Genomic DNA, 15,810 nt, shown 5'->3' on the forward strand with positions numbered 1-15,810 from the left:
TGTTGAAAGTACTTCCATCTACATACGAATGAAAGTCGAATAACCGGGATGACTTCATGTTAAGCCAATTGACTTTGTTTAGGTTTGTTGGTGGCTGGGGTGTAAGGTATTGAAAAAACAACTATTTAATTGTTGAATCAAAAAAGCCCTGTGTTTTGACTGAAACATAGGGCTTTTTGTCTATGTATCTCTAAGAGATTGTTCGAAAATGCTAATTAATTTAGCAATATTATAATTTATTGATCAAAATTTATTGTGATCATATAAAGTAAAAAAGGTTTTAAAAAAAGTTGTACGAGCAGTTTTGTAGTTGATTTTATACTGTATTCGGACGGTTTCAATGAGGTTCTGTTGTTATTACCAAATGATCGTATCGATGCTGGTTCCCCTTTAGCATTGTAAAAACGGAGATAGCATTTTAGTTTGTAAAAATTTGATTCTACTGTTAATTAACAAATTTTAATTAATTAAACAATAAGTGATATGAATAAGTATTATGTAACTGTATTCCTTCTGCTCCTTTTTACAGGAGCGATTTACGCCCAGATTGGAATTAATACAAGAAATCCAACAGCTACGTTAGACGTAACCGGGAAAAAGGGTGTTACCGATATTGATGGCCTTCTTATTCCACGACTAACCCGAGCAGAATTAACCGCAAAAGGTGAAGGGCTGTATGGAGTGGATCAAAATGGATTACTCATCTTTATTACGGATGTAACCGGAGGAAATGCTTTGTCGCAACGAACGAATATTGATGCGAGTGGGTATTATTTTTTTGATGGTCCATCGAATACCTGGAAAAAAGTGAATACAACTCCTTGGAAGCGAATAAAAACGACCACACAGGCGGCCTTAAATACTCAGAGTATTTATCAAAATGGCAATGTAGCGATAGGCGATTATAGAGCAGCAGCTGTTACGGAAAAACTAGATGTTAATGGAAACATACGAATACGCAATTTACAGGATGGTAGAGTACGTACCGATTATCCTTATACTATTGTGGCAAAAGCAGATGGTACTTTGGCTTCTTCAAGAGGTTATTATGCTATTTGGCGAGGAGCATCAACGAATGCTCAGGCAGTAATGACAGATGACGATGAGATATTAAATATATTTTCCCGTGATGTCACGACTATTACGTTACCAGCCAACCCTAAGCCCGGTAGGACTATTACGATCCGTATTGATGGTCACTCTAATGGAACATATAATGTCGCGACTCCTGGTGTAATACCGGTTGGTTATTTGCCAGCAAACTATGTTGTTAAAAATGATATCGTAAGAGCAGGGGATTATAAAACGACTATTAAACCTAAAACAGTTGTCCAGTTAGTATGGACAGGTTCATATGGCAGCGGCGGATTAGGTTGGGTTCAAATTGGAGGCAACAACCAGTGACACGATAAAGGACAATTACGTTGCTATAAAACGGTTACGGTTACGCTGTTTCCGTATGTTGAAAGGTATTTCCAAAGAAGGGGTAAAAGCCAAAATCTGCTAATAGAGAATCGTTTTTTATAATAAAATCGTAAAAGTTTTATCGTTTTCTGGGAATTAAAAAACAGCCTGTGTTTTTCAGAAAATTAGCGTTTTGTCTTGTTTTGGCGTAAGTTATTTTGGCAAAATTAGTAATTCAGCTTCTTCTAAATTATGATTACTTAATAAAAACAAAAACAATATGAAAAAATATAGTACAATTGTATGTTTCCTTTTTTTTACCGGGCTTCTTTACGCTCAGGTTGGAATTAATACAGAAAGTCCTAAGGCTACTTTGGATATAACAGGAAAAAACGGAGTTACCGATATTGATGGGGTTCTTCCGCCACGACTTACCCGAGAAGAACTAACCGCAAAAGGTAATGGGCTATATGGAGCGGACCAAAATGGAGTACTCATCTTTATCACGGATGTAACCGGAGGAGACATTTTGTCGCAACGAATGAATATTGACACGAGTGGGTATTATTATTTTGATGCTCCATCGAATGTCTGGAAAAAAGTGAATACAACCCCTTGGAAAATAATAGGAGGGACTACACAGGCTAGTTTAAATACTCAGAATATTTATCAAAATGGCAACGTCGCCATAGGAGATTATAGGACATCAACTGCTACAGAAAAACTGGATGTTAGTGGAAACGTGAGATTACGCAATATGCAGAATGGTAGAGTACGGACCAATTATCCGTATACTATTGTAGCAAAAGCAGATGGTACCTGGGGATCTTCAAGAGGTAGTTATACTGTTTGGCGGGGCGCTTCAACGAATGCTGAGGCGGTAATGACAGATGACGATGAGATATTAAATATATTTTCCAAGAATGTCACGCTTATTACGTTACCGCCCAACCCTAAGCCCGGTAGGGTTATTACGATCCGTATTGATGGTGCTACCAGTACTCGTGGTTATTATCATAGGTATAGTATAACAACTCCTACTGTAACACCGGTTGGTTATTTGCCAACAAACTATACTGTTGCTAATGGAAGTGAAGTAACAGCAGCGGATTATAGAAAGGGTATTAAAGCTAAAACGGCTCTCAAGTTAGTATGGACAGGGCCATATGGCAGCGGTGGACTAGGTTGGGTTCAAATTGGAGGTAACCAACAGAAGTAACACCTAAAGGACTAATTACGCAGCTATAAAACGGTTACGCTATTTCCATATGTTAAAAGGTCTTTTTAAACAAAGGATAAAAGCCAAAGTCGGCTAACCGGAAATAGTTTTTTATAATAAGATGGTGAACGCTTTACCGTTTTCTGGTAATTCAAAATTGTTTGAAAATTGAAGTTTTGTCTTGTTTTAGCGTAAATTATTTAGGCAAAATTAATAATTCAGCTTCTTCTAAATTATGAGTACTTAATAAAAATAATAACAATATGAAAAAATATGGTACAATTATATGTTTCCTTTTTTTTACCGGGCTTATTTACGCTCAGGTTGGAAATACAGTAAATCCTAAGGCTACTTTGGACATAACAAAAAAAAACGACGTTTCGGCGATTGATGGTGTTCTTCCGCCACGACTTACCCGAGCAGAACTAACCGCAAAAGGTGAGGGGCTGTATGGGGCAGACCAAAATGGATTGATCGTTTATATTACCGATGTAACCAGAGGAAATGCTTCGTCTCAGCGCAGGAATATTGACGAGATTGGGTATTATTATTTTGATGCTCCATCAAATGTCTGGAAAAAAGTGAATACAATCCCTTGGAAGATAATAGGAGCGACCACCACCACACAGGCAACCTTAAATACTCAGAATATTTATCAAAATGCCAACGTCGCTATAGGAGATTATAGTACAACAGCGGCTACGGAAAAACTAGATGTTAATGGAAACGCGAGGATACGTAATATACAGGATGGTAAATTACGTACCGATTATCCTAATAATATTGTGGCAAAAGCAGATGGTACTTTGGCTTCTTCAAGAGGTCGTTATACTGTTTGGCGGGGAGCTTCAACGAATGCTCAGGCGGTAATGACAGATGACGATGAGGTATTAAATATATTTTCCAAGAAAGTCACGCTGATTACGTTACCACCCAACCCTAAGCCCGGTAGGGTTATTACGATCCGTGTTGATGGTGCTTCAAATGTCAAGTATAATATAACGACTCCTACTGTAATACCGGTAGGTTATTTGCCAACAAACTATACTGCTGCTGGTGCAGTAACAGCAGAGAATTATAAAACGACTATTAAAGCTAAAACGGCTGTCGAGTTAGTATGGACGGGACCGTTTGGTAGTAGCGGTGGTGGATTAGGTTGGGTTCAAATTGGAGGCGACTACAACCAGTGACATCATAAAGGACAATTACGTTGCCATAAAACGGTTACCATATAAAAGTATTTCCTAAGCCAAAGCCTGCTAACCGGAAAAGTTTTTATACTAAAATCGTAAAAGCGTTACCATTTACTGATAATTCCAAAAAAGCCTGTGTTTTGTCCAAAACATGGGCTTTTTTGGATCTATATCAGAGACATGTTTTGAAAATGAGATGATTACATTTGATTTAGTAAAATATAATTAATCTTAATAAAGCAAAATAATATGCACTTTATAAAAATTAGAATAGCAGCTTTAACATTATTGGTTTTGACAGTATCGTGTTCAAATGATTCTAATGAGGCTCCTGTAGCTACGGATAAGAAAACTACTGCCGACCCGACTCGTGCATTGATGGCTGTAAAAATGTTGGCAGAATTTGATGCCTATACAAAAAAAACACAGCTTTATCCACTGGATGCAGCCAGATTGAAAGGAATGTACACGAATACGGGAAATCCCTTTTCGGATCCGGTATTAAATACTTCCGGTGTTTCGCTTAAGGAAAAAACAGCTGAGAATGCAAAATTGCAATTTGATTTTCTTTTTGAAAAAATGGGCGACGTAGCCTTAGCGCATCAATCGCCGGCTTCAAAAGGACATATAGGATCCTACACAGGTTCGAGTGGTATATCGGTTCGGTTATTTAACGAAAAAGGACTGGAAATTAATCAGGCCATTATTAAAGGTCTAATGGGGGCTGTTTTATTGAATCAGACCTTAAATTCCAGTTTGAATACTGCCAGCCTGGATGCCATGGCAAACAATGCGGAACGGGTAAAATTATGGGAGGAAGGCTATACTTATATTTTCGGATACAAAGGTCCTGATAATACTAAAAAATACTTTTGGGAAAGTTACCTGAATACCGTTAATGGAAATTCAAATTTTGCAGGCATTACTCAGGAGGTAATCCAGGCTTTCGAAAAAGGCAAGGAGGCAATTTTAGCCGGAAATAATGTAGAACGCGATAAACAAATACAAATAATTAAAGAAAAACTATCCAAAGTCGGAGCGATCAGAGCAGTTTATTATATGCAGAAATCGAAAGGAAAGCTATCCGGAAGCAATGTAATTACCGGAGATATGGCTGCTGCATTCCATGGATTATCAGAAGCGTATGGTTTTATCAGTGCATTGGCGTATACCAATAATCCGGAAACGAATGAACCTTATTTATTGAAAAGCAAAACAGAAGAAATGACAAAGAAGTTACTAGGAGGCGATGACGGATTTTGGGATGCCAACTACACCGCAACTCAAATTGACATACTTTCCGAAACTATTGCAAACGCTTTTGGTTTTACCGTAGCGCAAGCCACAGCTCAAAGTGGAAGCCATTAAACAAGTTATAAGAGCTCCTGTTTTGGAGCTCTTTTTTATAGCGTTTACTCAATTTTAAAGGGATTTTTATGAGAATGATAAAATTGTTATTGACCATGGTGTGTGTAGTACTATACTCCTGTGGATTGGATCACAATGGAGATAATACTCCGGTTGATGAGTATGATAGAAAAGCAATACTGGTTAATTGGGCCGATAACCTAATCCTTCCGTCTTTATCAAACTATAAATCAAAATTAGAAGTACTTAAAATCACAACCAACGATTTTGTAACGACACCAAATACGGTTTCACTAACGGTCGTAAGAGCGAAATGGTTCGAAGCCTACAAATCATACCAATATGTTGCCATGTTTAACATCGGAAAAGCCGATGAAATACAACTGAGTAAGTATTCGAATACCTATCCGACCGGAGTAGCACAGATTAATGCCAAAATAGCTTCCGGAGATTATAACCTTGAGGGCGCTTCATTTGACGTGGTGCAAGGATTTCCGGCTTTAGATTATATGTTATTCGGCTTGAGTAGTGATACTAATGAAATTATTGAATTTTATAGTACCCATGCTGATGCAGTCAAATATAGAAATTATCTGACAGCCTTGGTAAACCGTTTGGAATTTTTACTGAATCAGGTTTATGACGATTGGCAATCCGGATATAAAACGACATTTATTTCCAAAAGTGACAATACTTCTTCGGGAAGTGTTAACCGGATGGTGAATGCCTATATCCACTTTTACGAAAAAGATATCCGGACAGCGAAAATAGGTTATCCGGCCGGTAAATTTTCAGACAGAACCTATCCGGATAAAGTAGAAGCCTATTATAGTAAGAACTATTCAAAAGAACTGGTACAGGAAGCTCTCAACGCTGCTCATAACTTTTTTGAAGGCAAATATTTCGACGGGAATCAATATGGACCGTCATTAAAAAGCTACCTGAATTATCTGGATAAAAAGGGGAATAATGAAGAGGGAACACAGCTATTAAGTAATTTAATCATAAACCAATTTAATATCGCACACCATGCTGTGGACGAAATGTTGCCGGATTTAAGTCAACAGGTTATCATCGATAACACCAAAATGACTGCCACATTCAATGCGTTACAACGCAATGTTGCCTATATGAAATCGGATATGACGTCGGCAATGAGCATTTCTATCGATTATGCAGATACCGATGGCGATTAATAAAAATACAAGATGAAACGATTTTATAAATATCTTAATAAAACTACGGAGGCAGCACCACTGGCAACCTTTCGTATTCTTTTTGGCGTATTGATGTTTTTTAGTCTGATCCGTTTTATGGCTAATGGTTGGGTTAAAACATTATACATTGAACCGAAATTCTTTTTTTCCTACTACGGATTCGAATGGATAAAACCTCTGGGAATTTATACGTACCTTATTTTTCTGATCTGTATGCTGTCGTGTATTATGATAACGCTGGGATATCGATACCGATTGGCGATTCTGCTGTTTTTTGTGAGCTTTACCTATATCGAATTGATGGATAAAACGACCTATCTGAATCACTATTATTTTATCACTGCAGTAGCTTTTATCATGTTCTTTTTACCGGCAAATGGCTATTACTCGGTCGATGCCTGGAAAAAGCCGAAACTTGCTTTTCAGAAAATTCCGGCATGGTGTATCGATAGCCTGAAACTCATGTTGGGGATTGTCTATTTTTATGCCGGATTGGCAAAGGTTAATTCCGATTGGCTTTTCAGAGCAATGCCTTTAAAATTATGGCTTGCACCCAAATATGATTTACCGGTATTAGGCTTCTTACTCAAACAGGAATGGGTTGCGTTTGCTTTCAGTTGGGGTGGAATGCTATATGATCTGCTTATTCCGTTTTTGTTACTGTATCGGCGTACAAGAGTCCTGGCTTTTATGATGGTCGTCTTTTTCCATTTGATAACGCGAATACTATTTCCAATAGGAATGTTTCCGTTTATTATGATTTTCGCAACACTCATTTTCTTCGATCCGAAATACCACCATAAAGTATTAGCCTATGGGAGTCGCATTTTCAAAATTAATATGTTGTTTTTCGACAATGCAAGAGAGCGGAGTACAAAAACACTAAGCGCCGCTGCATTACGCGTTAAAATATTGATCGTTTTTTTTGTTGTACAATTGGTATTCCCCTTTCGTTACCTTTTATATCCGGGAGAATTATTCTGGACGGAAGAAGGTTTCCGTTTTTCCTGGCGTGTCATGTTGATGGAAAAAGCCGGTTATATCCAGTTTGCGATAAAAGATAAGATAACGGGACGTTCTTTTTATATCGAGAATGATGCATTTCTGACCCCTTTTCAGGAAAAACAAATGGCTTTTCAGCCGGATTTCATTGTACAGTATGCGCACTTTCTACACGATTATTATCAGAAAAAAGGCATCAACGATCCGATAGTCACGGTAGAAAGTTATGTGACACTTAACGGAAGACCCGGAAAAAGATATATAAACCCAACCGTGAATCTCGCAAAAGAAAAAGATTGCTTTTTACACAAAACCTGGATAGTACCGTTTGACGATGAAATTAAAGGACTTTAGTACGCTGATAGTAACGTTGGTAACCACAATCTGTTTTTCACAATACGATATTAAAGGAAGAATTATAGCTATTGAAAAACAGATACCGCTCACTTCGGTAGAAATCGTTAATGTAAGTAATAATAGTGTGACGCGATCGGATGAAAAAGGAGCGTTTCTTTTTTCAAAAGTAAAACCCGGTCAATATCGATTGGTCTTTTTATCGGATGAATACCGTTTACAGGAAGAAATAGTTACGGTAGTCAATCAGGATGTAAACCTCTTAATCGCCTTACATCCCATGGAGATCAAGCTTAGTGAGATTTTGATCAAAAAAAGGAAAAAAGAAATCTTTGCGATGGCCCGGTTACGGGATGTTGAAGAAACTGCGATTTATGCCGGAAAAAAAACGGAAGTGGTCATTATGGATAATATGATGGGTAATCGGGCTGTAAATGTACCCCGTCAGGTATTTTCACAAGTAGTCGGATTAAATATCTACGAAAGTGACAACAGTGGTTTGCAATTGAATATTGGCGGAAGAGGATTGGATCCGAATCGTTCAGCCCATTTTAATATACGTCAGAACGATTATGACATTAGTGCTGATATTTTAGGCTATCCGGAAAGTTATTATACACCGGCAACAGAAGGATTGGATCGGATAGAAGTGATAAGAGGAGCAGCATCGTTACAATATGGAACGCAATTTGGAGGATTGATCAATTTTAAAATGAAAAGTCCCGATACGAATAAAAAATGTAGCGTATTAAACAGGCAAACGATAGGATCCAACAATCTGTTTACCAGTTTTACCAGTTTAAGCGGAACAATAGGGGAATTTAGTTATTATACCTTTTTTAATTATAAATTGGGGGATGGCTTTCAACCCAATTCCGAATTTGAATCCAAAAACTATTTCGGAAATTTCAGATACCGGTTTACGACTAAAACCAGTTTGTGTTTCGAGTATACCCATTTTCAATATTTAGCACAGCAACCCGGAGGACTAACCGATAAAATGTTTTACGAGAATGCGTTTCAGAGTAATCGGAAACGGAATTGGTTTGCTGTCGATTGGAATCTTTTTTCACTAAAACTAAAGCATACGGTTACATCAAAAACCGATCTGAGCGTAAACCTGTTTGGATTATATGCCGGACGCAAAGCGCTTGGATTTCGTTCCAATCGTGTCTTTCAGGAAGATCATGAAGGAACTGTCCGCGATCTGATCACTGGAAAGTTTGCCAATTGGGGAGCCGAAACACGAATCTTAAAACGGTATGGTTTTTTTAAAAACGAAAATGCCTTTGTCGCAGGTTTCAAATACTACCAGTCGGATAATACAGCCCGACAAGGCCCCGGTAGTTCCGGAAGGGATGCCAATTTTGATTTTGCAACAGCCGAATTTCCGTATTATCAAAACCAGTCCGATTATAACTATCCGAATCGTAATCTGGCCCTATTCGGAGAAAATATTTTTCGGATAACCGATAAGTTCGCGATTACTCCGGGAATTCGCTTTGAGCATATTACGACGCAGGCAAAAGGTTTTTACCGGAAAATCAATCGCGATAATGCCGGGAATGTCATTTTTGATGAAACTTTAGAAGAACATAACAAATTAAACCGTTCGTTTGTACTTTTAGGAATCGGATTCAGTTACAAACCGATAAAAGCAGTCGAGTCATATATGAACTTTTCTCAGAATTACCGTTCGGTTACTTTTAATGATATTCGAATTTCAGAACCGTCCTATAAAATTGATGAAAACCTGAAAGATGAAAAAGGCTATACGTTTGATTTCGGAATCCGCGGACAACTGAAAAACAAACTGACCTATGATATCAGTGCTTTCGGATTGGCTTACAAAGGACGTTTGGGACAGATTATTAAAGAAACGGAAGATTTTCGGATTATTCGATTCCGTACGAATGTAGGCGATGCGTTTATCTATGGGATGGAAATTTTTGCCGATTTAAGTTTACAAAAAACACTTTTTAGCCCGATGAATCCCCATTTTAAATGGAATGCTTTTATTAATCTGGCTTTGACAAAATCGGAATACATCCGCTCGAAACAACCCGGAATACAAGGAAATAAAGTGGAATTTGTTCCTATGCAAAACCTTAAATCCGGTATGCTATTCGGTTATAAAAACCTGATGACCAGTATGCAATTTACTTATATGAGTGATCAATACACCGATGCCACCAACAGTAAACAGGACAAAAACGAAAATATTAAGGGAATTGAAGGACAGGTTCCAACCTACTATGTTGTCGATTGGGCGTTGTCGCTTACGGTTGCCAAAAATTTTACGATAGAAACCGGTATCAATAATCTTACGAATACTATTTATTTTACAAGACGAGCAACCGGTTATCCGGGACCAGGAATTATCCCTTCGGCACCAAGGTCTTACTATGCGACCCTTCAATTGCGGTTCTAAAACCACTATATACTACGGATAAATAGTATGCTAACAGCCAACATCTTTTGACTATAAATAAGTTAACCGCAAAAAATAGGTTTTCGGATAAACTATAAATTATGGATTTGTTTTTGTCGCATAAACGATTTATAATAATGTTAAAGTTTTTCCCGCGGATGGAATAAATGTGTTATATTTGCATGCAATTCAACTACAAATTGCAACATGAAAGCACACACAGCTAAAATCATCGGGGAAGGTCTAACCTATGATGATGTTCTACTCGTTCCGAATTATTCAGAAATCCTGCCAAGGGAAGTAAGTATCAAAACGAAATTTTCAAAAAATATTACATTAAACGTACCGGTTGTTTCGGCTGCTATGGATACGGTTACCGAAAGTGCGATGGCTATTGCGATGGCGCAGGAAGGCGGTATCGGTGTTTTACATAAAAACATGACAATCGAGCAGCAGGCTGCCGAAGTACGAAAAGTAAAAAGAGCCGAATCGGGAATGATTATCGATCCGGTTACATTGCCACTTACGGCAACTGTGGGCGATGCCAAACTGGCCATGCGCGAGTTTAGTATCGGAGGAATCCCGGTGGTGGATGAAAATCAAATCCTAAAAGGTATTGTGACCAACCGTGATTTGCGTTTCGAAAAAGACAACGCTCGTTTAATCACCGAGGTGATGACGTCCGAAAAACTGGTTACAGCCGGAGAAGGAACTACATTAGCCACAGCTGAAGAAATTCTGCAACAAAACAAAATTGAAAAACTACCGGTAGTCAACAAAGAACATAAACTTGTTGGGTTGATTACGTTTAGAGATATTACCAAGTTAACACAAAAGCCAAATGCCAACAAAGACAAATTTGGACGTTTGCGTGTAGCGGCTGCATTAGGTGTTACCAACGATGCGGTAGAACGGGCAACGGCTTTGGTAAACGCAGGTGTAGATGCGGTGATCATCGATACGGCACACGGACATACCAAAGGCGTGGTAGGTGTTTTAAAACAAGTAAAAGAAAAATTCCCGCAACTGGATGTGGTGGTAGGTAATATCGCGACACCGGAAGCGGCCTTATATTTAGCTGAAAACGGTGCCGATGCCGTTAAAGTAGGAATCGGACCTGGATCAATCTGTACAACCCGAGTGGTTGCCGGAGTAGGATTTCCGCAGTTTTCGGCCGTATTGGAAGTCGCTGCCGCTTTACGCGGAACCGGAGTTCCGGTTATTGCGGATGGAGGAATCCGTTATACCGGTGATATTCCGAAAGCGATTGCAGCCGGAGCCGACTGTGTGATGTTGGGATCGCTATTAGCTGGAACCAAAGAATCGCCGGGCGAAACGATTATTTTCGAAGGAAGAAAATTCAAATCCTACCGCGGAATGGGATCGGTAGAAGCGATGAAAGAAGGATCCAAAGACCGTTATTTCCAGGACGTGGAAGACGATGTGAAAAAACTGGTTCCGGAAGGAATCGTAGGACGTGTACCTTACAAAGGAGAGCTAAACGAAAGTATGCTTCAGTTTGTTGGCGGACTACGTGCCGGAATGGGATACTGTGGTGCAAAAGACATCCAGACCTTACAGGAAACAGGACGATTTGTTCGTATCACGGCCAGCGGAATCGGAGAAAGCCATCCGCACAACGTAACCATTACAAAAGAAGCACCAAATTATTCGCGATAAAAAATAAAAACCTGATATGAAAATATCAGGTTTTTTTATGTTTAAAACAGACCTCAAAGATTTTTAAAGTCAGTAGCAGACCTGACAGGTTTTCGAAACCTGTCAGGTCTTGTGTTTAAAGTATTATTGATTCTTAAAAGCGGCCGCCAATAGTTTTTTATCACCAACCAGCCATAAGATATCGTTTCGTTCTAAAATCAGGTGGGATTCCGGATTCAGGATGCGTTCGCCATTACGTTCGATACCTACAACAAGGCCACCGGTACGCTCGCGTAATTGTGATTCGCGAATCGTTTTTCCGATAAATTCCTGATTGGTCAATTCGTATTGTTGTAGTACGATTTGCGCTTCGGTTACCGATTCCGGTACTTCAATCTCATTCTGATCCAGATAACCTTTAAAATTCTGAACCTGATCGTCTGTCCCGATTACACAAATTTCATCACCCGGAAACAACCGTTCGTTACGTGTAGGGATGTTAATCATGATTTCACCACGCTTGATAAAAGCGATATTTACCCCCATTTTTTCACGTACTTTCAGATCCTGGAGTTTTTTTCCGGCAAGGTTGGATTCTTTGGCAATTTCAAAATTGGCCATGTGTCCGTCCCAAGGGGTTAAATCATCCCGGGTTTTCTGAGCGCGTGCAATTTCACGATCGTTGAAATTTTTAAGGAAGTGCTTTTCGATTTTATCGTACTGGGCATGTAATTTTTTAGGAAAGATGATATACGAAATGATCACGAGGATCAACGCAATAAAAGCAACAATCGGTGAAAAGAAATTATTCAGAAGGAATCCTACAAAGAACAGTGCAAGGCCAATTCGAACCAGAATCAACATGGTTAAAGGACCACGGTATTTGCGTTCTTTTCGGAGCTCGTCCATTGCACTTTCGGCGACTCTTCGCAGCGATAACGCCCATAAAAACGGAGCGATGATCACTAAAGTAATCAATGCGGCTACGGCATTTCCGAATTTAGAATCGATCACCAAAGGCGAAATATAAAGATCGGACAACAGGATAATCGCAATAATAATAACCGAACTGATCACAACCTGCGTCATGGTAGAGCGTAATACCACTTGCCAGTTACTGGTTGCTTTAATCGACTGTGAATTCGTACTGTAATTATCGATAGCCGTAAGCCATTTTTTAGGTAATACTTTTTCAAGTTTCTCATAAAACGGCATTGACATTTTGATCATAAATGGAGTGGTAAACGTGGTTACGGCCGAAACCGCCACAACAATCGGATACAGGAAATCACTGGTTACTTTTAGCGACATCCCTAAAGTGGCAATAATAAAGGAAAATTCCCCGATTTGCGCCAGACTCATACCGGCCTGAACGGATTGTTTTAAGGGCTGACCGGATACCAATGCTCCGGCGGCGGTACTCACCGTTTTTCCTATGATGGTAATCAAAGTGATCAATAACACAGGAACGGCGTATTCCACCAAAGTATCCGGATTGATCAACATCCCGACAGATACGAAGAATACCGCTCCGAAAAGGTCTTTTACCGGTTTGATAAGGTGTTCGATTTTTTCGGCCTGAGTGGTTTCCGCTATAATAGAGCCCATGATAAAAGCACCTAAAGCAGGTGAGAAACCGGCATTAGTGGCTAGGATTACCATCATCAGACAAAGTGCTAATGAAATGATCAATAAAGTTTCTTCATTCAATAAGGTTTTGGCTTTTTTAAGTAAGGTCGGAATAAAGAAAATACCACCCACAAACCAAAGAATCAGGAAGAATAATAGTTTTAAAACGGATTCGAATAATTCGGCTCCGGAAAATTGCTGACTAACGGATATGGTCGAAAGCAACACCATCAGTAAGATGGCAACAATATCTTCGACAATTAAAGCACCGAAAACGATTCCGGCATATTTCTTTCCTTTGACATTTAATTCGTCAAAAGCACGGAGAATAATCGTGGTAGAGGACATGGAGAGTATGGCACCGAGGAAAATACTGTCCATTTGTGACCAACCCATCCACCGTCCGGACATATATCCGATAAAAATCATCGAGATAATCTGGATAATAGCGGTAATGGAGGCGGTTCCGCCGACTTTCATCAGTTTTTTAAAACTGAATTCCAATCCGAGACTAAACAAAAGGAAAATAACCCCGATTTCGGCCCAGACTTCAACACTTTTGATATCGGTGACCGAGGGGAAAAAATCAAAATTATTTCCGGCAAGAAAACCGGCAACCAGATAGCCTAAAACCAGCGGTTGTTTGATTTTTTTAAACAACAGTACGGCTACTCCGGCTGTCATTAGGATCAATCCTAAATCACTGATTAACGGATATAAATGGTGAGAGGTTTCGGCTACGGTTTCAGCTGTTGATAATGGCATATATTTTTTGTTTTTTAGGATTTGTGTAAGTTATAAAATAATGCGTATTTATAAAAGCAACAGGGCTTATTATGCCGTTATTTTAAGATAAATTTATCATAAATAGCAATAAAAAATCCCGATGGTTAAAGCCATCGGGATCTAAGAATATTTTTTAAAAAGAGTTATATTCCGAGGTAATTACTCGGTGTAATTTGTAAAAGTTCTGCTTTTATCGTATCCGATACGTTTAAAGTCGCGATAAAATTATGGATTGCCTCTTTGTTGATCACCGTATTGGTGCGGGTAAGATCTTTTAATGCTTCATATGGATTCGGGTAAGCTTCACGTCTTAAAATCGTTTGAATGGCTTCGGCTACTACCGCCCAGTTTTTTTCCAGGTCTTCTTCGAATTTTTCAGCGTTTAAAAGTAGTTTGTTTAGGCCTTTTAAAGTCGCTTCAAAACCGATAATCGTATGTCCGATTGGTACACCAACATTACGCAACACGGTACTGTCGGTTAAATCGCGTTGCAAACGGGATACCGGTAATTTGGCTGCCAAATGTTCGAAAATGGCATTGGCAATTCCCAGATTTCCTTCTGAATTTTCAAAATCAATTGGGTTTACTTTATGTGGCATCGCCGAGGAACCAATTTCTCCGGCTTTGATTTTTTGTTTGAAATACTCCATCGAAACATACGTCCAGATATCGCGATCCAAATCGATCAAAATGGTATTGATACGCTTTAAAGCGTCGAAAAAAGCGGCAAAATGATCGTAATGCTCAATTTGTGTAGTCGGAAAAGAATGGTGTAGTCCTAATGTAGCTTCTACGAAATCGTTTCCGAATTTTCGCCAGTCAACTTTTGGGTAAGCTACAAAATGGGCATTGTAATTACCGGTGGCACCACCAAATTTGGCGGCAAACGGTACGTTAAATAACAAACGCATTTGTTCTTCCAGACGTTCTACAAACACGGCGATTTCTTTGCCCAAGCGGGTAGGGGAAGCCGGTTGTCCGTGTGTTCGGGCCAACATCGGAACGTCTTTCCATTCCTGGCTTAATTCTTTAAGTTTGGCAACTACGCTTATTAACGACGGCAGGTATACTTTTTCAAAAGCGTGCTTGGTCGAAAGCGGAATCGCAGTGTTATTGATATCCTGAGAAGTCAATCCGAAGTGGATAAACTCTTTGTATTGTTGTAATCCCAATTTGTCGAAAGCAGCTTTAATAAAGTATTCTACCGCTTTTACATCGTGATTGGTGGTCTTTTCAGTCTCTTTGATCCAAAGTGCATCTTCTGTCGTAAAATTCTCGTATATCTTTCGCAAATCGGCAAACAGGTTTTTATCCACTCCGGCCAACTGCGGTAAAGGCAATTCGCAAAGCGCAATAAAATATTCGACTTCTACCAGTACGCGGTATTTGATCAAAGCTTCTTCGGAAAAATATTCGGAAAGGGAAACGGTTTTGTTTCTATACCGGCCGTCGATAGGCGATATAGCACTAAGTTCAGTTAAATGCATTTGTTGTTGTGTTATTTTCTAATAATCGCAAAGATAAGGTTTTACCCAAACTTCTGGAAAT

10 protein-coding genes are annotated in these 15,810 nt (G+C 39.1%); 8 read left to right on the forward strand and 2 right to left on the reverse strand.

The annotated features are described in order from the left end of the window. Nucleotides 1–483 precede the first annotated feature (483 nt). From AAFN64_RS04820 to guaB, 8 genes are all read left to right on the forward strand, one after another. Complete coding sequence (locus AAFN64_RS04820; protein WP_347759450.1) at nucleotides 484–1,404, forward strand: hypothetical protein; 921 nt, start codon at nucleotides 484–486, stop codon at nucleotides 1,402–1,404. A 280-nt stretch (nucleotides 1,405–1,684) separates the two neighbouring features. Further along, nucleotides 1,685–2,623 (forward strand): hypothetical protein, encoded by a 939-nt coding sequence (locus AAFN64_RS04825; RefSeq protein ID WP_347759451.1) that lies wholly within the window; start codon nucleotides 1,685–1,687, stop codon nucleotides 2,621–2,623. Nucleotides 2,624–2,886: 263 nt separating this feature from the next. Beyond that, complete coding sequence (locus tag AAFN64_RS04830; RefSeq protein WP_347759452.1) at nucleotides 2,887–3,813, forward strand: hypothetical protein; 927 nt, start codon at nucleotides 2,887–2,889, stop codon at nucleotides 3,811–3,813. Between the two features lie 297 nt (nucleotides 3,814–4,110). Further along, nucleotides 4,111–5,184, forward strand: coding sequence for a DUF4856 domain-containing protein (locus AAFN64_RS04835; protein WP_347759453.1), 1,074 nt, complete (start codon nucleotides 4,111–4,113; stop codon nucleotides 5,182–5,184). 68 nt (nucleotides 5,185–5,252) lie between these two features. After that, a complete protein-coding gene (locus AAFN64_RS04840; protein ID WP_347759454.1) occupies nucleotides 5,253–6,380 on the forward strand; it encodes an imelysin family protein in 1,128 nt (375 codons plus the stop codon). A gap of 12 nt (nucleotides 6,381–6,392) precedes the next feature. After that, the gene (locus tag AAFN64_RS04845; RefSeq protein ID WP_347759455.1) at nucleotides 6,393–7,757 is read left to right on the forward strand and encodes an HTTM domain-containing protein; all 1,365 of its coding nucleotides are present in this window, start codon (nucleotides 6,393–6,395) and stop codon (nucleotides 7,755–7,757) included. Further along, on the forward strand, nucleotides 7,738–10,188 hold the full coding sequence (locus AAFN64_RS04850; protein WP_347759456.1) for a TonB-dependent receptor: 2,451 nt from the start codon (nucleotides 7,738–7,740) through the stop codon (nucleotides 10,186–10,188). The genes AAFN64_RS04845 and AAFN64_RS04850 overlap by 20 nt, the downstream gene beginning before the upstream one ends. 207 nt (nucleotides 10,189–10,395) lie before the next feature. Beyond that, complete coding sequence (gene guaB, locus AAFN64_RS04855; protein ID WP_300485566.1) at nucleotides 10,396–11,868, forward strand: IMP dehydrogenase; 1,473 nt, start codon at nucleotides 10,396–10,398, stop codon at nucleotides 11,866–11,868. 123 nt (nucleotides 11,869–11,991) lie between these two features. On the opposite strand, the gene AAFN64_RS04860 is transcribed toward guaB, so the two are convergent. Together AAFN64_RS04860 and purB are read right to left on the reverse strand one after the other, a co-directional pair. Beyond that, on the reverse strand, nucleotides 11,992–14,241 hold the full coding sequence (locus AAFN64_RS04860; RefSeq protein WP_347759457.1) for a cation:proton antiporter: 2,250 nt from the start codon (nucleotides 14,239–14,241) through the stop codon (nucleotides 11,992–11,994). 164 nt (nucleotides 14,242–14,405) lie between these two features. Next, nucleotides 14,406–15,749 carry an adenylosuccinate lyase gene (gene purB / locus AAFN64_RS04865; protein WP_300485571.1) on the reverse strand — a complete coding sequence of 448 codons (1,344 nt, stop codon included), beginning with the start codon at nucleotides 15,747–15,749 and terminating at the stop codon, nucleotides 14,406–14,408. Nucleotides 15,750–15,810: the final 61 nt, after the last annotated feature.

It is taken from the genome of Flavobacterium sp. CAU 1735 (genome assembly GCF_039888695.1).
Taxonomy (GTDB): Bacteria; Bacteroidota; Bacteroidia; order Flavobacteriales; family Flavobacteriaceae; genus Flavobacterium.

Bases quoted from the DNA above. Each gene is read 5' to 3' on its own strand.
- guaB (WP_300485566.1), top strand. From the start codon at position 10,396: ATGAAAGCACACACAGCTAAAATCATCGGGGAAGGTCTAACCTATGAT.
- purB (WP_300485571.1), bottom strand. From the start codon at position 15,749: ATGCATTTAACTGAACTTAGTGCTATATCGCCTATCGACGGCCGGTAT.
- AAFN64_RS04860 (WP_347759457.1), bottom strand. From the start codon at position 14,241: ATGCCATTATCAACAGCTGAAACCGTAGCCGAAACCTCTCACCATTTA.
- AAFN64_RS04830 (WP_347759452.1), top strand. From the start codon at position 2,887: ATGAAAAAATATGGTACAATTATATGTTTCCTTTTTTTTACCGGGCTT.
- AAFN64_RS04840 (WP_347759454.1), top strand. From the start codon at position 5,253: ATGAGAATGATAAAATTGTTATTGACCATGGTGTGTGTAGTACTATAC.
- AAFN64_RS04845 (WP_347759455.1), top strand. From the start codon at position 6,393: ATGAAACGATTTTATAAATATCTTAATAAAACTACGGAGGCAGCACCA.
- AAFN64_RS04850 (WP_347759456.1), top strand. From the start codon at position 7,738: ATGAAATTAAAGGACTTTAGTACGCTGATAGTAACGTTGGTAACCACA.
- AAFN64_RS04820 (WP_347759450.1), top strand. From the start codon at position 484: ATGAATAAGTATTATGTAACTGTATTCCTTCTGCTCCTTTTTACAGGA.
- AAFN64_RS04825 (WP_347759451.1), top strand. From the start codon at position 1,685: ATGAAAAAATATAGTACAATTGTATGTTTCCTTTTTTTTACCGGGCTT.